General features: G+C 59.2%; 21 protein-coding genes. 15 read left to right on the top strand and 6 right to left on the bottom strand.

Going from position 1 to position 19,109, the window contains the following annotated elements:
* Positions 1–4 precede the first annotated feature (4 nt).
* The 4 genes from AC1D2Q_RS24700 to rfbC form a co-directional block, all read right to left on the bottom strand.
* Positions 5–460: a thioesterase domain-containing protein gene (locus AC1D2Q_RS24700; protein ID WP_477814857.1), complete on the bottom strand. Its 456-nt coding sequence runs from the start codon at positions 458–460 to the stop codon at positions 5–7.
* 40 nt (positions 461–500) lie between these two features.
* Positions 501–1,895, bottom strand: coding sequence for a sigma-54-dependent transcriptional regulator (locus AC1D2Q_RS24695; protein WP_028939583.1), 1,395 nt, complete (start codon positions 1,893–1,895; stop codon positions 501–503).
* A complete protein-coding gene (locus AC1D2Q_RS24690) occupies positions 1,892–3,700 on the bottom strand; it encodes a sensor histidine kinase (protein ID WP_477814856.1) in 1,809 nt (602 codons plus the stop codon). The genes AC1D2Q_RS24695 and AC1D2Q_RS24690 overlap by 4 nt, the downstream gene beginning before the upstream one ends.
* A gap of 106 nt (positions 3,701–3,806) precedes the next feature.
* Entirely contained in the window at positions 3,807–4,352 is a 546-nt protein-coding gene (gene rfbC, locus AC1D2Q_RS24685) for a dTDP-4-dehydrorhamnose 3,5-epimerase (protein ID WP_477814855.1), read from the bottom strand.
* A 181-nt stretch (positions 4,353–4,533) separates the two neighbouring features.
* Between rfbC and AC1D2Q_RS24680 the strand changes: the two genes are divergently transcribed.
* The 11 genes from AC1D2Q_RS24680 to AC1D2Q_RS24630 all read left to right on the top strand — a co-directional run bounded on the left by AC1D2Q_RS24680 (position 4,534) and on the right by AC1D2Q_RS24630 (position 15,426).
* Positions 4,534–7,446 (top strand): aminotransferase, encoded by a 2,913-nt coding sequence (locus AC1D2Q_RS24680; protein ID WP_477814854.1) that lies wholly within the window; start codon positions 4,534–4,536, stop codon positions 7,444–7,446.
* A gap of 209 nt (positions 7,447–7,655) precedes the next feature.
* Positions 7,656–8,534, top strand: a complete 879-nt coding sequence (aguB, locus tag AC1D2Q_RS24675) for an N-carbamoylputrescine amidase (RefSeq protein ID WP_477814853.1) — start codon at positions 7,656–7,658, stop codon at positions 8,532–8,534.
* A 3-nt stretch (positions 8,535–8,537) separates the two neighbouring features.
* Positions 8,538–9,644, top strand: a complete 1,107-nt coding sequence (gene aguA, locus AC1D2Q_RS24670) for an agmatine deiminase (protein ID WP_477814852.1) — start codon at positions 8,538–8,540, stop codon at positions 9,642–9,644.
* Between the two features lie 246 nt (positions 9,645–9,890).
* Complete coding sequence (locus AC1D2Q_RS24665; protein WP_018929289.1) at positions 9,891–10,103, top strand: hypothetical protein; 213 nt, start codon at positions 9,891–9,893, stop codon at positions 10,101–10,103.
* A 268-nt stretch (positions 10,104–10,371) separates the two neighbouring features.
* Complete coding sequence (locus tag AC1D2Q_RS24660; protein WP_477814851.1) at positions 10,372–11,043, top strand: DsbA family protein; 672 nt, start codon at positions 10,372–10,374, stop codon at positions 11,041–11,043.
* Positions 11,044–11,060: 17 nt separating this feature from the next.
* Positions 11,061–11,456, top strand: a complete 396-nt coding sequence (locus tag AC1D2Q_RS24655) for a nuclear transport factor 2 family protein (RefSeq protein ID WP_477814850.1) — start codon at positions 11,061–11,063, stop codon at positions 11,454–11,456.
* Positions 11,457–11,693: 237 nt separating this feature from the next.
* The gene (locus tag AC1D2Q_RS24650; RefSeq protein ID WP_477814849.1) at positions 11,694–12,980 is read left to right on the top strand and encodes an OprD family porin; all 1,287 of its coding nucleotides are present in this window, start codon (positions 11,694–11,696) and stop codon (positions 12,978–12,980) included.
* A gap of 230 nt (positions 12,981–13,210) precedes the next feature.
* Positions 13,211–13,957, top strand: a complete 747-nt coding sequence (locus AC1D2Q_RS24645) for a 2OG-Fe dioxygenase family protein (protein WP_477814848.1) — start codon at positions 13,211–13,213, stop codon at positions 13,955–13,957.
* 46 nt (positions 13,958–14,003) lie between these two features.
* Positions 14,004–14,417 (top strand): GNAT family N-acetyltransferase, encoded by a 414-nt coding sequence (locus AC1D2Q_RS24640; protein WP_477814882.1) that lies wholly within the window; start codon positions 14,004–14,006, stop codon positions 14,415–14,417.
* A complete protein-coding gene (locus AC1D2Q_RS24635; protein ID WP_477814847.1) occupies positions 14,414–15,130 on the top strand; it encodes an AzlC family ABC transporter permease in 717 nt (238 codons plus the stop codon). Before AC1D2Q_RS24640 ends, AC1D2Q_RS24635 begins: the two co-directional genes overlap by 4 nt.
* Complete coding sequence (locus AC1D2Q_RS24630) at positions 15,109–15,426, top strand: AzlD domain-containing protein (protein ID WP_007939492.1); 318 nt, start codon at positions 15,109–15,111, stop codon at positions 15,424–15,426. Before AC1D2Q_RS24635 ends, AC1D2Q_RS24630 begins: the two co-directional genes overlap by 22 nt.
* On the opposite strand, the gene AC1D2Q_RS24625 is transcribed toward AC1D2Q_RS24630, so the two are convergent.
* Entirely contained in the window at positions 15,343–16,269 is a 927-nt protein-coding gene (locus AC1D2Q_RS24625; protein ID WP_026346062.1) for a LysR family transcriptional regulator, read from the bottom strand. The genes AC1D2Q_RS24630 and AC1D2Q_RS24625 overlap by 84 nt on opposite strands.
* Positions 16,270–16,297: 28 nt before the next feature.
* Entirely contained in the window at positions 16,298–16,642 is a 345-nt protein-coding gene (locus tag AC1D2Q_RS24620) for a hypothetical protein (protein ID WP_477814846.1), read from the bottom strand.
* Between the two features lie 258 nt (positions 16,643–16,900).
* Here AC1D2Q_RS24620 and AC1D2Q_RS24615 point away from each other — a divergent pair, with 258 nt between their 5' ends.
* From AC1D2Q_RS24615 to AC1D2Q_RS24600, 4 genes are all read left to right on the top strand, one after another.
* Entirely contained in the window at positions 16,901–17,311 is a 411-nt protein-coding gene (locus AC1D2Q_RS24615) for an MbcA/ParS/Xre antitoxin family protein (RefSeq protein WP_477814845.1), read from the top strand.
* Positions 17,311–17,988, top strand: coding sequence for an RES family NAD+ phosphorylase (locus AC1D2Q_RS24610; protein WP_305410810.1), 678 nt, complete (start codon positions 17,311–17,313; stop codon positions 17,986–17,988). Before AC1D2Q_RS24615 ends, AC1D2Q_RS24610 begins: the two co-directional genes overlap by 1 nt.
* A 208-nt stretch (positions 17,989–18,196) precedes the next feature.
* Positions 18,197–18,418: a tautomerase family protein gene (locus AC1D2Q_RS24605; protein ID WP_007939483.1), complete on the top strand. Its 222-nt coding sequence runs from the start codon at positions 18,197–18,199 to the stop codon at positions 18,416–18,418.
* The gene (locus AC1D2Q_RS24600; RefSeq protein WP_477814844.1) at positions 18,415–19,071 is read left to right on the top strand and encodes a DsbA family oxidoreductase; all 657 of its coding nucleotides are present in this window, start codon (positions 18,415–18,417) and stop codon (positions 19,069–19,071) included. The genes AC1D2Q_RS24605 and AC1D2Q_RS24600 overlap by 4 nt, the downstream gene beginning before the upstream one ends.
* Positions 19,072–19,109 lie beyond the last annotated feature (38 nt).

Raw genomic sequence — 19,109 nt, 5'->3', positions numbered from 1 at the left:
TGCTTTATCGGTGAAGGACGTACTGCCCGGTAAACCTCACCGCATCCTCTTCACTCCCGGCATTCACGATCCGCGAATGCAGCGTCAACCGCGCTCGCCCATAGCGTCGATACATCGCCAGGAACTTCCTCCACACTGCTGCATTGGGCGCCTGGCAAATCGCTGTCGCGTCCATGGTGACCGGCAGCGGGTAGTTGATCTGCCCTTCCTGAATCACGATGTGCCCGTCTTCGATGCCTTCTTCACGCAAACGCAAATGCAGCCAGCCCCAGCCGGCCAGCACCGCGCCACAATACAGGCTGCCACCGAACATGGTGCTCTTGTGATTGACGTTGGGCTCCAGCGGCAGATGCAGGCGCAGTTGTTGGTCATGCCAGTCGAGCACTTTGAGGCCCATGTCCCGCGTGAGGGGGATGTCGCGATAGAGGATCGATTCCAGGTGACGACTGTCGCGGTTCATTCGCGGGCCTTTTGTTTGATGAGGATGATTTTACGGTAGCTCAGTCGAGGTCGTCGGTATGGCTGCTGGTGCCGCCATCGGCGAAGTTCAGGCCATGCTTGCGCAGCTTGTCGTGCAGGGTTTTGCGCGGAATGCCGAGCGCTTCGGCGAGGCTGCGCACGGAGCTGTGCGAGCGCGCCAGTTCGGCGGCAATCAGGCTCTTCTCGAAGTTCTCGACTTGCTCGCTCAAGCCGCCGCTGACCACTTCAACCGTGGTGCCGACACCGCCATCCGGCGCACTGTTGTCCAGTGCCAGTTCCAGGCCCAGGGCAAAGCGCTCGGCGGCATTCTGCAGTTCCCGCACGTTACCTGGCCAGCTGTGACGCAGCAGCAGCGCCCGTTGCCCCGGTTGCAGTTCGTGGGGCGGCAAGCCGTGGCGGGCGCTGGCTTCGTCGGCGAAATGCTGGAACAGCACCAGCGCGTCTTCGCCCCGTTCGCGCAGGGGCGGAATGCGCAACGGCGCAACGTTCAGGCGGTAATACAAGTCGGCACGGAAGCGCCCCTGATCGGCGGATTGCCGCAGGTCTTCCTTGGTCGCGGCGATGATGCGGATGTCCAGCGGGATCAACTGATTGCCGCCCAGGCGTTCGACGACCCGCTCTTGCAGCAAGCGCAGCAATTTCACCTGCACGTCCAGGCTCATGCTTTCGATTTCATCGAGGAACAACGTGCCACCGTTGGCGAATTCGAACTTGCCGATGCGGCGCTTCTGCGCGCCGGTAAACGCGCCGGGTTCGTGACCGAACAGCTCGCTTTCCACCACCGACTCGGCCAAAGCCCCGGCGTTGATTGCCACGAACGGGCCGTTACGCCGACTCGACAAGTCGTGCAGCGCGCGGGCCACCACTTCTTTGCCCGCACCGGTTTCACCGAGGATCAGCACGTCAGCCTTGGTCGCTGCCAGTGCCCCGATCTGCTCGCGCAGGCGCAGCATTGGCGTCGATTGCCCGACCAGTCGGGCGCTCAGTTCGTTGCGATCGCTCAGGGCCAGCCGCAGGCTGCGGTTGTCCAGCACCAGACGGCGCAGGGCCAGGGCGCGACGTACGCTGTCGAGCAGGGCGTCGCTGGCGAACGGTTTTTCCAGAAAGTCATAAGCCCCGGCGCGCATGGCTTGCACCGCCAGGGGGACATCGCCGTGGCCGGTAATCAGCAGCACGGGCAGTTCCGGATCCTGGGCGTGGAGTTCGGTCAGCAGTTCGAGGCCGTCCATGCCCGGCATGCGGATGTCACTGACCACCACGCCTGGCCAGTCACGCTCCAGTTGCCCGGCCAGACCCTTGGCTTCAGCGAGCGGCAGGATCTTCAGGCCGGCCAGGTCCAGGGTCTGGCTCAGGGCCTGGCGCAGGTGGGGATCGTCGTCGATCAACACGACCTGGATGCGGTTGTCGATGGTCATGCACTTCGGTCCTCGGACGGTTGCAGGCTCACACCCGGTGCGCCTGCACGCAGCTTCAGGGTAATCAGGGCGCCGCCTTCCTTATGGTTGGAGAACGACAGTTCACCACCGAAGGCGCGCATCAGGGTGTCGCAGATCGCCAGCCCCAGCCCAAGTCCCTGAGTGCGGGTCTTGGTGGTGTAGAAGGGCTCGCCGGCACGACCCAGCGCTTCCAGGCAGAACCCGGGGCCGTTGTCGCGAATGTACAGATTGACGCCGTCGGTGGTGGATTGGGCACTCAACCAGAGTTTACGCGGCGGGCCTTTTTCCGTCAGCGCATCGAGCGCATTGGCCAGCAGATTGCCGAGTACCTGGCGCAGACGGGTTTCTCCGGCCTCGACCCACAGGGTGGCGGCCGGCAGGTCGCGGATCAGCTCGACTTCCATGCTGCGCCGACGCTTGGCCAGTAACGCCAGGGCGTCGTCCAGCGCCGGTTGCAGGGCCACGCTTTCCGGGGCGTGGCGATCACGTCGGGCGAAGGCGCGCAGATGGGCGATGATCGACGCCATGCGCCCGGTCAGTTCGCTGATCAGCTTGAGGTTGCCGCGAGCATCCTCGGTGCGCTGATGATCGAGCAGCACTTCGGCGTTTTCCGCGTAGCTGCGGATTGCCGCCAGCGGTTGGTTGAGTTCATGGCTGATACTCGCCGACATTGTCCCCAGCGCCGAGAGCTTGCCGGCCTGTACCAGATCATCCTGAGCGCGTACCAGTTCTTGCTGGGCGTGCTCGCGCTCCAGCACTTCCTGTTTCAGTCGACGGTTGAGGCCCTCGAGGTCGCTGGTCCGTTCGGCGACCCGGCCTTCCAGTTCATGGCGGGCCTTGGCTTCGAAGGCAATCCGGTCCAGGTAATGGCGTCGGCGTTGCATCATCAGGCCGAGTAGCAGCATTAATACCAGCAGCGTTGCGCCGCCGATGGCCACGACTGTGCGCACCGGGCGGTCGATCAGGGTACGCGGTGCAAGGATACTGACGCTCCAGCCGGTTTCTTCGATCTGCCGGGTTTGGGTCAACCAGGCATTGGGGTCAAGACTCAACGGCTTTGGATCGCGGGTTGGATAGGGTTGAATCGCGGCGACGGCCTTGTTCTCTTCATCACTCAATGGACGGGTCGAGCGGAAACGCCATTCTGGCCGCGACGTGAGGATGACCACACCGTTGTGGTCGGTGACCAGCAGTTGTTCCGGGGTTTTGCCCCAGAGGCTTTCGGTGTGATCGAGGTCGACCTTGACCACCAACACGCCGATGATTTTTTCACGATCATGTACCGCCGCGGCGAAGAAGTAACCGCGCTTGGCCGAGGTGGTGCCCAGGCCGAAGAAGCGCCCCAGGCGCCCGGCCATGGCTTCACTGAAATAAGGACGGAAAGAAAAATTGCGGCCGACGAAGCTGTCGTGTTTGTCCCAGTTGGAGGCTGCCAGCGTCTTGCCGGTGGTGTCCATCAGGTACATGACTTCGGCGCCGGTCTGGGCACTGATGTGTTTCAACAGACGATTGGCATTACCTTGAATCACGCCCTCGTCGGGTGCGCCCAACGTCGCACGCAGGGCGGGCAGTTCGCCGAGAATCTGCGGCAGCACTTCATAGCGGTGCAGGGTACCCAGCAGGTTGGCGACGTAGAGGTCGAGGGTCTGACGGTTCTGCCCGGCCAGCTCACTGCGGTAATAACGCTCGGCCAGATGCTCCAGCGGCCACAGCAAGGGTGCCAGGCACAAGGCAAGCAGTGCCAGGCTGCGCCAGCGGGGTCTGCGGGGGAGGGTCGGTGTCATGAGCATCAAGCGCCTGTGGGTACAGACGCATTATGCCTAGGCTTGCGGGCGCAGTCTGCGCACTTGGGATCAAGTGCGCCCTGACGGTGAAGATTCAGACAGCCATTCAGGAAAAGACTTCAGCGTCCTTGAAGAACGCGGCGGCCTGATCCTTGGCCGACAGCTGCGGTGCTTCGTCCAGCTGCCAGTCGATGCCCAGATCCGGGTCGTCCCAGCGAATGCTGCGCTCGGCTGATGGGGTGTAATAGTCGGTGGTTTTGTAGAGGAACTCGGCGAAATCGCTCAGTACCACGAAACCATGGGCAAAACCTTCCGGTACCCAGAGCTGGCGATGGTTGTCGGCGGACAGGCGCACCGCGACCCATTTGCCGAAATGCGGCGAGCTGCGGCGAATGTCCACGGCCACGTCCAGCACTTCACCGGCGGTAACGCGGACCAGTTTGCCCTGAGTGTTTTGCAGCTGGTAGTGCAAGCCGCGCAGAACGCCTTTTTGCGAGCGGGAATGGTTGTCCTGCACGAATCGGGTGTTCAGGCCGGTTGCTTCTTCGAAAGCCTTGGCGTTGAAGCTTTCATAGAAGAAGCCGCGCTCATCACCAAATACCTTGGGCTCGATGATCAGAACACCGGGCAGGTCGGTGGTGACTATATTCATGGTGTTTCTCCAGCAATAGGCGTTGATGGCCGACATTCTTACGCAAAGTGCCGGCAGGCGCGAGTGGGGCGGTGAAGAGAGTTGCTCACGCATTTGATTCGGGCCAACCAGGGAAGAGGGGTTGCGTATCGCCCCCGGCAGTGGCGATATAAGCGCCTAATAAAATTTCAGGGGTTGTTGTATGTCGCTCGCCACGTTGATTCACCGCGCCAGTCTGCCCAGCCCGCAAGTGTCCGCGGCGCAAGCGCTTGAGTTGCTGGAAGAACATTACGGGCTGAGCGGACGGTTGCAGGCTCTTGGAAGCCAGCAGGATCTCAACTACCGCGTCGAAAGCGAGCAGGGGCGTTTCGTCCTGAAAATCTGTCGTGGCGATTACTCGGTGCTGGAGCTGCAAGCCCAGCACGCAGGGCTCAAGCACCTGGCCGAACATCCCGGCGTGCAGGTGCCGCGAGTAATCCCGGCGAAAAATGGTGCAGACCTGCTCTCCCTGGAGGTCGGCGGTCAAGCGGTGCATGTACGTCTGCTCGATTACATCGACGGCCAGTCCCTGACGCACCTCGATCATCTGAGCCAGGCCGTGGTCGCCGGTTTCGGTCGGCTCTGCGGCGAGATGGACCTGGCGCTGGCCGGTTTCGGCCATCCTGGTCTTGAACGCACCCTTCAATGGGACGCCCGCCACGCCAACGCGTTGATCGCGCATTTGCTGCCGGTGATCAAGGATGATCAGCAACGCAAGCTGATTGCTGAAGCGGCCGAGCAGGCCGAGCGCCATTTGCAGCCCTTGGTGGATAAGTTGCCGGTGCAGGCGATTCACATGGACATCACCGACGACAACGTGGTTTGGCAGCGAGATGCGCAGCGCCAATGGCAGTTGCAGGGTGTCATCGATTTCGGCGACCTGGTCCGAACCTGGCGGATCACCGATCTGTCGGTGACCTGTGCCGCGCTGCTGCACCATGCCGATGGCGATCCGTTCTACATTTTGCCGGCGGTTCGGGCCTATCACGCGATCAATCCGCTGCAACATGAAGAACTGCTGGCGCTCTGGCCGCTGATCGTTGCGCGCTCGGCGGTGTTGGTGCTGAGTGGCGAACAGCAGGTCAGCATTGATCCGGGCAATGAGTACAGTCGCGACAACCTGACCCATGAGTGGGAAATTTTCCGCGTGGCCACATCGGTGCCGCTGGCGTTGATGGAGGCGGCGATTCTTGCCGCGGTTGGTCAAGGCCTGCCGAGCATCGGCAGCGAAGGCTTTGCGCCTTTGTTGCCGAGTCTGGTGGGGCGTGAGTTTGCCTTGATCGATCTGGGCGTGCTCAGCCCGCACTTCGAAGCGGGTAACTGGGAACAGGAGGGGATCGACCAGCGCCTGCTGACCGAGGCCGCCGCGGCCCACGGTCTGGCGGCCAGTCGTTATGGGCAATATCGTCTGTCTCGCACCCGACCGGACAGCGCCACTGAACCGGCCACTTGCCCACTGCATGTAGAGCTGCGAGTGCCCCATGGCACGGCGGTCGAATCGCCGTTTGCCGGAACGCTTCACCAGCCGGCAGTGGGTGAGCTGCAACTGGATGGTCCGCACCTGAGTTTACGGCTGTGGGGTGTGACGCCGTCGTTGCACGCGGGCGCAGCCTTGGTCAAAGGTCAGGTGCTGGGTTCGGTCAGCGGGCCGTTGATCGTGCAATTGTGTCGAGGCGCTCAGCTCGACGCACCGTTGTTTTGCACACCTTCGCGCGCCGCAGCCTGGCAGGCGTTGTGCCCGTCGCCGGCGGCGTTGCTGGGGCTGGCCTGCGATGCCGAAGAAGAACTCGACCCGCAGACGTTGCTGGCACGCCGCGATGCCAGTTTTGCCCGATCCCAGAAGCATTATTACGTCGACCCGCCGCGCATCGAGCGGGGCTGGCGCAATCACCTGATCGACATGCAGGGCCGCTCCTACCTCGACATGCTCAATAACGTTGCGGTGTTGGGGCACGGTCATCCGCGCATGGCCGCTGTCGCCGGCCGTCAGTGGTCGTTGCTCAACACCAACTCGCGTTTTCACTACGCAGCGATTGCCGAGTTTTCCGAGCGCTTGCTGAAGCTGGCACCGGACAACATGGACCGGGTATTCCTGGTCAACAGCGGCACCGAGGCCAATGACCTGGCGATTCGCCTGGCCTGGGCCTACAGCGGCGGTCGCGACATGCTCAGTGTGCTGGAGGCGTATCACGGCTGGTCAGTGGCGGCGGATGCGGTCTCGACCTCGATTGCCGACAACCCCAAGGCCTTGAGCAGCCGTCCCGATTGGGTGCATCCGGTGACCGCGCCGAATACCTATCGCGGCGAATTCCGTGGCCCGGACAGCGCGCCGGACTATGTGCGCAGCGTCGAACGCAACCTGGCGAAAATCGCCGGGCAGAAACGCCAGTTGGCCGGTTTCATCTGCGAGCCGGTGTACGGCAATGCCGGCGGCATCTCGCTGCCGCCGGGCTATTTGAAGCAAGTCTATGCATTAGTGCGGGCGCAGGGCGGGGTGTGCATCGCCGATGAGGTGCAGGTCGGTTACGGCCGCATGGGCAAATTCTTCTGGGGCTTCGAAGAGCAGGGCGTGGTGCCGGACATCATCACCATGGCCAAAGGCATGGGTAACGGCCAGCCGTTGGGCGCCGTCATTACCCGTCGGGAGATTGCCGAAGCGCTAGAGGCCGAGGGTTATTTCTTCTCGTCCGCTGGCGGCAGCCCGGTCAGTTGCCGGATCGGCATGGCGGTGCTGGATGTGATGGAAGAAGAAAAACTCTGGGAAAATGCCCAGGTCGTGGGCGGGTACTTCAAGGAACGTCTTGAAGCCTTGATCGACCGGCATCCGTTGGTGGGGGCGGTGCATGGTTCCGGTTTCTATCTGGGGGTGGAGTTGGTCCGCAATCGCGAAACCCTTGAACCGGCGACCGAAGAAACCACGGCATTGTGCGATCGCCTTCGTGAGTTGGGGATTTTCATGCAGCCGACGGGTGATTACTTGAACATCCTCAAGATCAAACCACCGATGGTCACGTCGCGGCAGAGCGTGGACTTCTTTGTGGACATGCTGTCGAAGGTGCTGGGCGAAGGATTGTAGGCAGCTCGTAGAGGTTGAGAATATCGATTGTTATCGGGAATTTTTGAGAATATTTCAACGTGGTGAGTATTTATTGCTTTTAAAGCCGATTTTTATCGGCTATAAAGTCGCCACTGCCCACGGTGTGGACGAACCACGCCCGGTGATTCCCGTTTCTGTCATCGGTCGATGCCAAACTGACCCTCAAGCACTTGCCCAGGAGATGATTCATGAGTCGTATCGTTACCGTCGCCGCCACCCAGATGGCCTGTTCCTGGGACCTTGAAGCCAACATCGAGACCGCTGAGAAGCTGGTCCGTGAGGCAGCGGCCAAAGGTGCGCAAATCATCCTGATCCAGGAACTGTTCGAGGCTCCGTACTTCTGCCAGAAGCCGAACCCGGACTACCTGCAACTGGCCACGACGGTAGAAGACAACGTTGCCATCAAGCACTTCCAGAAAGTCGCCAAGGAACTGCAAGTGGTGCTGCCGATCAGCTTCTACGAATTGGCCGGTCGCGCGCGTTTCAACAGCATCGCGATCATCGATGCCGACGGCAGCAACCTCGGGATTTATCGTAAAAGCCACATCCCGGATGGCCCTGGCTATCACGAAAAGTACTACTTCAACCCAGGCGATACAGGTTTCAAAGTCTGGAACACCCGTTACGCGAAAATCGGCGTGGGCATTTGCTGGGATCAGTGGTTCCCGGAGTGTGCCCGCAGCATGGCGCTGCAAGGCGCGGAAATCCTGTTCTACCCGACCGCCATCGGCAGCGAGCCACACGACAAGACCATTTCGTCCCGCGACCACTGGCAGCGCGTGCAACAAGGCCATGCCGGCGCCAACCTGATGCCGCTGATCGCCAGCAACCGCATCGGCAACGAAGAGCAGGACAGCTACGACATTACCTTCTACGGCTCGTCGTTCATTGCCAACCAGTTTGGCGAGAAAGTCCAAGAGCTGAACGAAACAGAAGAAGGCATTCTGGTTCACAGTTTCGACCTCGATGAGCTGGAGCACATTCGCAGCGCATGGGGCTCGTTCCGTGACCGTCGCCCGAACCTGTACGGCGCGATCAAAACCCTCGACGGTTCCCTGGAGTCCTGAACCATGACCACTTTGAACAGCACCCCTCGCGCCGACGGCTTTTATATGCCAGCCGAATGGGCACCACAGACCCAGACCTGGATGGTCTGGCCCGAGCGCCCGGACAACTGGCGTCTGGGCGGCAAACCGGCGCAAGCCGCGCATGTGGCGGTGGTCAAGGCCATCGCGCGTTTCGAACCGGTGACCGTGGCGGTTTCCGCTGGCCAGTACGAGAATGCTCGTGCCCGTCTCGACGTGCCGAATATTCGTGTGGTGGAGATGTCCAGCGATGACGCCTGGGTCCGGGATACCGGCCCGACGTTCGTCATCAATGACAGCGGCGAAGTCCGTGGCGTGGACTGGGACTTCAATGCGTGGGGCGGTTTCGACGGTGGTTTGTATTCGCCGTGGAACCGTGACTCGCAGGTGGCGGGCAAGATCCTCGAAATCGAGCGCAGCCCGCGCTACCGCACCGAGGGTTTTGTGCTCGAAGGCGGTTCGATTCATGTCGATGGCGAAGGCACCCTGATCACCACCGAAGAGTGCCTGCTCAACCGCAATCGCAATCCGCACATGAGCCGTGAGCAAATCGAAGCGGTGCTCAGCGCAAACCTGGCTGTGGATAAGATCATCTGGCTGCCGGACGGCTTGTTCAACGACGAAACCGACGGCCATGTGGATAACTTCTGCTGCTACGTGCGTCCAGGCGAAGTGTTGCTGGCCTGGACCGACGACCCGCAGGACCCGAACTTTCCGCGCTGCCAGGCGGCCATGAACGTGCTGCAAAACAGCACCGATGCCAAGGGTCGCCCATTCACGGTGCACAAAATGCCGATTCCGGGGCCGCTGTATGCGACCGAAGAAGAGTGCGCAGGTGTGGACCCGGTGGACGGCACTCAGGAGCGCAATCCGACCGTGCGCCTGGCCGGCTCTTATGTGAACTTCCTGATCGTCAACGGCGGCATCATCGCGCCAAGCTTCGACGACCCACTGGATGGGCCGGCCAAAGAGATTTTGCAGAGCGTGTTCCCGCAGCACGAAGTGGTCATGGTGCCGGGTCGCGAACTGTTACTTGGGGGCGGTAACATCCATTGCCTTACCCAACAACAGCCCGCTCCGCACAAGGAGTGAGTGAGGACGTAACAGCTTGAGTTGATTGAAAAATCGATTGAGCAACGATTTTGGCCTCCTTATCTCGCAGAAAGCCCGCAGCCCATCAGGACTGCGGGCTTTTTTGTATCCACTTATCGACACTTCGAAAACATTGGCATAGCTCTTGTATCTTCGATGGCGCAACACGGGGAGGGAGAGAACTTCGATGTTCTGTCATAAACCTTGGATAAGTTAGCCGCTCACAAACCAGGAGAGAGCGCTGAGATGAACGCCGAAATGAACGTAGTGGGCGAGCGGGCACTGCATCCCCTGGCAGTTAACAGCGAATCGCTCCAGGTCCTGGCACAGTGGTTGAAGTCCAATGGAACGCGTCAGATCAGGGAACCTGATCCGCGCCGGATGATGATCGAGCGCTATCCCGCTGGTTTATTCAGCGAGGCGGAACTGGAAGCATTGTGGGATGTGATGGAAGGATAAGAAGAAAAACAACGGATTGATAAAAGCGCTGCCGGGAAGGTGGCGCTTTTTTATGCCCGTCGGAAAAGTTGGCGCCTGTTATAACGCCAGGATCGGTGTAGGAGCTGCCGAAGGCTGCGATCTTTTGATCTTGCCTTTATAGCCGTAGATGCCGGTCATTCGACCGATTCCTGAAATAGACTGAAATCGATTCCGGCGTTTTTCCGAAACTGTCTGGGGATTAATCTGCCGGCATTGAGTTTTCCTACTTTGTTGCCGGAGTCTTCCCATGATCCTTCACTACATTTACGACCCATTGTGCGGTTGGTGCTACGGCGCCAAACCCTTGGTGCAAGCTGCCCAAACCGTGTTGCCGGTGATCGGCCACGGTGGCGGCATGATGAGCGGTGCCAATCGCCAAACCGTTTCGCCACAACTACGCAATTACGTCATGCCCCACGACCGGCGCATCGCCGAGTACACCGGCCAGCCGTTTGGCGAGGCGTATTTTGAGGGGTTGTTGCGTGATGGGACGGCGGTATTCGATTCCACGCCGCCGATTGCCGCCGTGCTGGCAGCCGAGCAGATCGCCGGGCGCGGACTGGAGTTGCTGGGACGTTTGCAGACTGCTCATTACGTGGAAGGTCGACGCATCGCTGACGAGGCTGTTTTGCTTGAACTCGCCGCACAGACAGGTCTTGAACCCGAGGCTTTCCAGCAGGCATTTAGTGCAGCCGATACCGATCGTCATATCAAGGACAGCCGCGCACTCTTGGCCCGTGTCGGCGGTCAGGGCTTCCCGACCTTCGCGCTGGAACAGGATGGCCAGTTCACCCTGGTCGATATCGGCCCCTGGCTCGGCAAGCCGCAAGCCTTCGCCCAATGGTTGAGCCAGTCGCTTGCGGCAACAGAGTCTTCATCCGCGTTTCAAACCTGTGGCCTCGACGGCTGCGCCCATTGAACTCACCTGGAGTCACCATGGATAACCTGAGCCTGATCAAAAGCACCTACGAAGGCGTCAACTCCCAGGAGAATGCGCGCAACACCGCCGCGGCGCTGGCCGATGACGCCCGCTGGACCGAAGCCGCAGGTTTTCCGTATGCCGGGACCTACGTCGGTTTTGACGCTATCGTCGAAAACGTCTTCAAGCGCCTGGCCACCGAGTGGGAAGATTTTCAGTTCAAGGTCGAAAACTACGTCGCTCAGGGCGATAAGGTATTTGCCTACGGCAATTACAGCGGCGTCTATAAAGCCACCGGCCGTGCGATGAATGCCCGGGTCGCGCACTTGTGGACTCTGGCCGACGGAAAAGTCACCCATTTCGAACAATTCGTCGACAGCCATATCGTGCAATTGGCTATCGCTGACAAGTGATTTCTTAGACGATTTTCGCCTATTTACAGAAGATTCACGAAATTGACACCTCATTAAGGGCGCAGATAGGATGCGCCCCAACGCCTGTGGCTAACCGCCACGACTGACAAAACAATAAAAGGCCCGCCGCGAATTTTCGTGGGCGGGCCTTTTTGTTTTTGCGGTGAAAAAAGAGCGCGATAGCGCCGTTTCAGCTGTTTGGCACAGAGCGTATCAACCCGTAATAAGGAAAATAACATGTTGAACAAGCGAATCAGCCTGATCGCACTGGGGATGTTGAGCGCCACACAGGCCATGGCTAATGACCAGGCCGAATCCAAGGGTTTTGTTGAAGACAGCAGCCTCAAAGTGTTGCTGCGTAACGCCTACATCAATCGTGACTATAAAGACGGTAACCCGGACAAAGCCGAATGGGGCCAAGCGGCCATCGGTACTTACTCGTCCGGTTTCACCCAAGGCACCGTCGGTGTGGGTGTGGATGCCTTCGGTCTGTACGCACTGCGTCTGGACGGCGGCAAAGGCCGCAGCGGCGCCGGTGGTATCGACTTCTTCAAGCAGGGCGACAGCGGCAACGCGGCGGATGACTTGTCCAAGTTCGGTGGCGCGGTCAAATTCCGTATCTCCAGCACCGTCCTGACCTACGGCGACCAGATGCCGGCCCTGCCGGTGCTTAACTACGACAACTCCCGCCTGCTGCCGGAAAGCTATACCGGCACCTTGATCACCTCCAAAGAGATCAAAGGCCTGGAGCTGAACGCCGGTCGCTTCACCGCCGAATCGCGCAAAAGCGCTGAAGGCCGTGACAGCGGTGGCTTGAAGTCGATCAATGTATTGGGCGGTAGCTACCAGTTCACTGAACAGTTCAAGGCAGCGCTGTACGCTTCCGACGTCGAAGACGTGCTGAAGAAGCAATACGTGAACGCCAATTACGTGTTCCCGATTGCCAAGGATCAGTCCCTGACCCTGGACTTCAACGGCTATCGCACCAAACTGGACAACTCCTACGTCCGGGAAAACGGTGTCACCGGCGACGACAATAAAATCTGGAGCCTGGCAGCGACCTTCGCCACCGGCCCGCACTCGTTCACCCTCGCCCATCAGCGCAGCACCGGCGACAGCAATCTGGGTTATGCCTATGGCGGCTATCAGCGCGGCCAAAACCGCGTCGGCGACGGCGGCAACACCATCTACCTGGCGAACTCCTACTGGTCCGACTTCAACGCCGAAGACGAACGCAGCTGGCAGCTGGGTTACGGTCTGGACTTCAGTGCCTTCGGCGTTCCAGGCCTGAGCTACAACGTGGCCTACGTGCGCGGCGACAACATCACCACTTCCACCAGCGAAGGCGGCACCGAGCGCGAGATCTTCAACCAGTTCAAGTACGTCGTGCAGAGTGGCCCGGCCAAAGACCTGAGCGTGAAGGTACGCAGCTCGATCCTGCGTGTGTCGCAGAAATCCAGCGAGTACAACGTCAGCGGCAACGAGCTGCGGGTGTTCGTGGATTACCCGATCAACATCTTCTGATGATCGGTTGAGTTGTTCTGACTCGATAAAAACCCCGACTGGTTCGGGGTTTTTTTGCCTCATGACCGTAGAAAAACACCGAAAACGGCTGTTTTCGATCGTAAAAAAACGAATTGAAGTAACTTCATCCTGCGTTTCAAGCAACGCTTGATATGCCTGAAATTCTTTCTCATGGGCCGTCAATCAGGCACCTACTAGATTAGGCCGCTTAATGCAGCGGAGACCTAGTAATGATCGTGTTGAACAAAGAAGTTGGCGAATCGCTACGGCGCGACAAGTATGTCAACGTCCAGGGAGCCGACTTCAATCTCTTCGGTCATTTTTCCGACTTCGTCAGATTGACCAAAAGTTGGGAAAACATGGAGCCGGACAGTTATTACGGCCAGGCCGATGCGGGCATGCGTTTTCGTCGCTACAGCGATTTTGAATACAACCCGGTCACCCGTGACTTGACGCAATTGGAACACCGCGCCTACGTGCAATCGAAGGCCAACAACAGCTACGTCGGTGGACTGGAGCGGCACTTCCAGGACTTCTCTAATGAGGTCATTAATTCGCCGGTGATGCGCAGCCTCATCGATACGGATTTCGAGGTGTACAAACACGTATTGCCGCCGGAACTGCACGACGAAATCTGGCAATGCCAGATTCATCAGATCCGCATCGAGATCAAGCCGGGCAAGCAACTGGAAATCACCCCGGAAGGTATTCACTGCGACGGTTATCCGTTCAGCGGTGTGCACTTCTGGGGCCGTAACAACGTGGACGGGGCGCAGAGCCGTTTGTATTCGGCCCAAGAGGAACAGCTGGCGGCGACGACTTATATGGAAATCCTCGACACCACCTACTTCCTCGATCGCGAGATGCGTCACTACGTGACACCGGCACGCAACACCCATGCTCACGAAATGGCCTATCGGCAGATTCTGGCCATTTCCTTCTCGCGGCCCGGGACCGCTTTCGACATTGTTCGCTGAACAGTTCGACCCCATGATGAACATCGCCGAGTGCTCTGCACCGGTGATGCTGCGACGCGCGACGGCCAAGGATGCCCAACGCCTGGAGCGCTTCTTTCGGCAATTCGAAGAAGTGTCGTTCTGTGAATGGCAGGACGCCAAATGCCTGCGCGGTGTGCTGGTGCAGAACACCACCACCGCGTTCCTCGCGCTCGATGTCCGTGGCGAAGTGGTCGGCGCGGTGTTGGGCGGCATGCTTGGCAGTCGTGGCACCATCAATCACCTGGCGGTGAGCCCGTTGTATCGCAGCCAGGGCGTCGGTCAGCGTCTGGTGGAAGCGGCCTCGGCGGACATGAAACGGGTGGGTGTGCTGCGGATGTTCCTGTTTGTCGACGATGCTAACCTTGCCGGCAAACGTTTTTGGAGTGCCCAGGGCTTTTGTGAGCCGCGCGGCGAAACGACCTTTGAGAGGGACCTATGAATGAGACGTCCAGCAGCCAGCCGCTGATGGTCGAGCCCCAGCCCTCGCGCACGTTTGCTGAAGCCAGCCCGGTGGTTGCGGGCTACTTCACGGTGTCGTTTGTGTTCGGTCTGATGGCCGTCAATGCCGGGTTGCCCGTGTGGCTGCCGGTCGCGATGTGCCTGTTCGTCTACGCCGGTGCCTCGCAGTTCGCCGCCCTGGCGCTGATCTCCAGCGGCGCGTCGCTGACCACCATCATCCTCACCACGTTTCTGATCAATGCGCGGCACATGCTGATGTCGGTCTACATGGCCAAGGCCCTGCAGGCGATGGGGCTCAGTCGTCTGGAACGCTGGTGTTATGCCGGTGGGCTGACCGATGAATCGTTCGCCTTCCACAGCGTCAAACTGGGCAAGGGCACGCCGGTCAATGTGCGTTACCTGATCGGCTTCAATCTGTATTGCCACACCTCGTGGGTACTCGGCGGTTTGCTGGGGGCGATCTGCGCGCAGTACGCGGCGCACCTGATCAAATATCAGCTCGACTATGCGCTGACCGCGATGATGCTCTACGTGCTGGTATCGCTCTGCAACACCCGCAACAAACTGATCGCCGCACTGGCCGCGGTTGCTTGCATGGGTGCACTGAGCCTGATTGGCAACTCACCCTTCAACGTATTCATCGCCACATTCGTGGGCTGCGGAGTGGGTGTATGCCTGACCAAACGTTCCTGATCCTGGTCGTCGCGCTGATGATGGCCGTGACATTCCTGCCACGCGCGTTGCCGCTGCAGGTGAACACCGATCATTGGCCACCCCTGGTCGCCCGGGCGCTGGAATACCTGCCGGTGGCGATCGTGGCTGCCATCAGCCTCACGCCTCTGTTGATCAAGGATCAGCATGTGCAGCTCGATCGCCCGGAATTCTATGCAGCCATTCCGACGTTGTTATGTGCGTATTTCAGCAAAAACCTCTTTCTCTCCGTTGCGGTGGGAACGGCTGCGTACATTGCGCTCGGCTCGTTCATGTAACGGCAGATCGACCACTTCATTCAAGGCCTGACCCGACAACTCGGGATTATTGATCGCCAGCCGCACTTCGAGGGAATCCTCGAACCCCGGGAAAATGGTCAGGCCGTTACGCAGGGCCGCCTCACGGGAAACCATGCCCAAGCCGTCCATTTGCGTGATCAACGATAGGGTCAGGGTTTCACTGCAGGAATAGATCATCCGCTTGCCTGACTCGTAGTTGCCAAGGCCTGCGTCGAGAAAGCGCAAGAAGCTGTGGGAATACGGACAGTCGTCGGCCGGCCGAACCTGAAATTTATTGCCAAGCAGCACCAGCGGGTCGTTTTCCTGACCGCAATGAGCACCGACCACCTGCACCTGCACATCGGGCAGCGCAATGCTGGGCAACCCCGGCTGTTGCGGCCCGATCAGCACGGCCAGGTCGAAGTCCTCATTCTTCAACTTGCTGAGGTTTTCCATCGACTCGGCATAGCTGAATTCCAGCTGATAATCAGGAAACACCTCGATGAGGCGTCCGATCATTCGCCGGTTGAAGTCGGCCGAGAGCGTGGTGTTAAGCGCAACCTTGAGCGTGCGCTGCCCGGGGACCTTGAGTGCGGCGACTTTCTCTTCCAGCTGCCGCGTGGCAACCAACACTTTGTCCATGTAGGGCGTGAGCTCCGTGCCCTGTGTGGTCAGAGTCAACCCCTTGTTGGAGCGACGAAACAACCGAAAACCGAACTGCTCTTCGACCTTGTTCAACTGCGCGGCCAATGCCTGCACGGTCAAAAAGGAATGCTCTGCCGCCGCCGACAACGAGCCGGTCTGCACGATGCGCATGAGGTTGCGTAAGGTTCTGCTATCCATTTGGGTAATGCCCTCTAAAGTGGGCTGGCTATTGTTGTGTACCTTGCCGCCCGGTGGGCGTGGGTCGCGTGCTGGCTATGATCCTGTACCAGAGCATGCTTGTCCCGAGTTTAGTAGCGAAATGATTCTGCGTCCGATGGCTGGAGGCTTCCACAGGATCGAGATTTTTGTTGAGGGGGAGGTGATCGGGGTCAAGAAAGTGGCCCGGATGGGGAGGTGTGGGCGTTTTTTGGCTGCTTGTTTTATCAACGAAACCTTTTCCCAAGGCAAAAAAAAGCAGCCTGATCAGGCTGCTTTCATGAAAAGGTGCTTGATATTGTGCTCCCTCAAGCAGGGGAGAAGAGGTCTCACCAGGCGTCGATTTCCAAGTCATCAACGAGGTTCCTACGCCGACTATTACCACTTGGAGGTAGTCGGTTTCGCGCTCTCGATTTAATTCTCTGCCCCTATAGTGTGGGTGTCAACGTGTGTGTCGGACCGTATGTCGGCGTCTTTTCAGGCTGCGGAAAAGCGGGTGTGAATGCTCTTTCCGAAGGGGAATAGATCAATACATTTGCGAATTAAAAATTCATTTTTGTTCGTATCTGTACTAGCCTGAAATCAAGACATCATACCCAAGGAGGCTATTCCCATGCCTGCCTCATCCACTGTCCTCAGCCCACAGCAACAACTCGACTCCCCCGAAGCCGGTCGAGTCGCGCTGAAATTTTTCTTCAACCTCATGGAACGCTGGGGCTGTAGCGCCGAGCAACAACGCACACTCCTGGGCAAAGTCGGTAATACGACTTTCTACAAATACAAACACCTGCCACCCAACGTGCGCCTGCCCCACGACACCCTGGAGCGCATCTCGTATTTGATGGGTATCCACAAAGCGCTGAGCATCATCTTCAGCAACAGTCGCGAACGTGCCTATACATGGGTCAGCAGCCCCAACACCGCCGCACCGTTCAATGGCCAATCGGCATTGAGCTACATGCTGGCCGGTCGCGTGGTCGACATCGCTGATGTGCGCCGCTACCTCGACGGGGTGCGCGGTTGATGGCGCCGGAACTGGCCGACCCGCAGTGGCCGCGGGCCTATCGGATCGTCAACAGTTGCTTCCCGCCGATCTCGTTGTTCGAAGACGTCCTCGACCCCGAAGACCTGCCCACTGCCTACGCGTTGGAAGCCTTGACCAACGATCGGTTGATGGAGGAAGCCGGCGTGCTCACCCGCGTGCGCCCCGAAGACCGCATCTCCGGCCCCGGCTCCACACCGGTGATGGCCGCGTTCACCCACATCGGCAAAACCAGCCGCTTCACCGACGGCACCTTCGGCGTCTACTACGCCGCCAGCAGCCAGGCAGCGGCCATTGCCGAGACGAGCTATCACCAGGAACGCTTCCTCGCCGCGACCAACGAACCGGATCTTGAGTTGACCATGCGTACCTACGTCAACCGGGTGGTCAAACCTCTGCACGACATCCGCGCCGACTACCCACACCTGCACGACCCAGATCCCAACGCCTACGGGCCGGCCCAGGCCTTTGCCCGGCAACTGCGCGAAACGTTGTCCTGGGGATTGCTCTACAACAGCGTTCGATTGCCTGGGCATGAATGTGTGGCTGCGTTTCGACCTCCGGCTGTTTCTATTCCCAAGCAAGGGAAGCACATTCGGTATGTGTGGAGTGCGAGCAGTCGCAGGATTTCGTTTGTGTTTGAAGTCAGTGAGATGTGAAGCACGGCGAAACGCAAAAAGCCTCGATTGATTCGGGGCTTTTTTATGCGCGATATTTCAGAAAATAGCGATACGTTCCACCTGAACTCATTACACCATGTCACTAATGATGTTCCCGCCCCCACCTTTATCCCCCCAAGCCAACCTCCTAAATTGAGCTCCACCCACCTACCCCTCATCCCGAAGGGCAGGTCACTGGAGACTCATCATGCCTTTTGTCAGCGTACGCATTACCCGCGATGGCGTTACCTCAGAGCAGAAAGCTCAGGTGATCGCCGAAATCACTGAAACCCTGGAACGCGTCCTCAACAAACGCCCGGACCTGACCCACATCGTGATCGAGGAAGTCGACACCGATAACTGGGGCTATGCCGGTATCACCACCACCCAGTACCGCAAGCAGCTGGCTGAGGCGGAGGGGCAGTCATGACCGCCTCCGTCACCATCGATTTCATTTCCGATGTGGTGTGCCCGTGGTGCGCCTTGGGTGCGACGGCGCTGGAGCAAGCGATCGAGAACGTGGCGGGTGAGGTCTCGGTCGATCTGACTTTCAAGCCTTTCGAGCTGAATCCGGACATGCCGGCGGAAGGCGAGAACGCAGTTGCGCACTTGATGCGTAAGTACGGACGCAGCGCCGAGGACGTCGCCGCCGGTAAAGCGATGCAGATCGCTCGTGGTGAAGCCATCGGGTTCAAGTTCGATCTGGAGAAGCGCACCCACTTCTACAACACGTTTGATGCTCATCGGCTGTTGCTCTGGGCATTGCAGGAAGGGCGGCAGGTCGCATTCAAGAAAACCTTGCTGCGCGCTTATTTCACCGACGGCCAGAACCCGAACGATCGCGAGACGCTGGTTCGACTGGCGGCGCAAGTGGGATTGAATGCGGCGAGCGCGCGTGAGGTGTTGGTGTCCGGAGCGTTTGCCCCGGAAGTGCGTGAGCTTGAGGCGTTTTACCGCGAGCGCGGCATCAATTCGGTACCGGCCATGATTCTCAACGGTCGTCACCTGGTGTCCGGTTCGCAATCGGTCGAGTACTACGAACAGATGTTGAGACAAATGGCACAGGCGCCTGTTGAAGCCTGATTAATCACCTTTTCAAACCATCATTTATCAGTTGAGGT

Source organism: Pseudomonas sp. P1_A1 (genome assembly GCF_056406935.1).
This window is presented reverse-complemented; position numbering and strand designations above follow the sequence as displayed.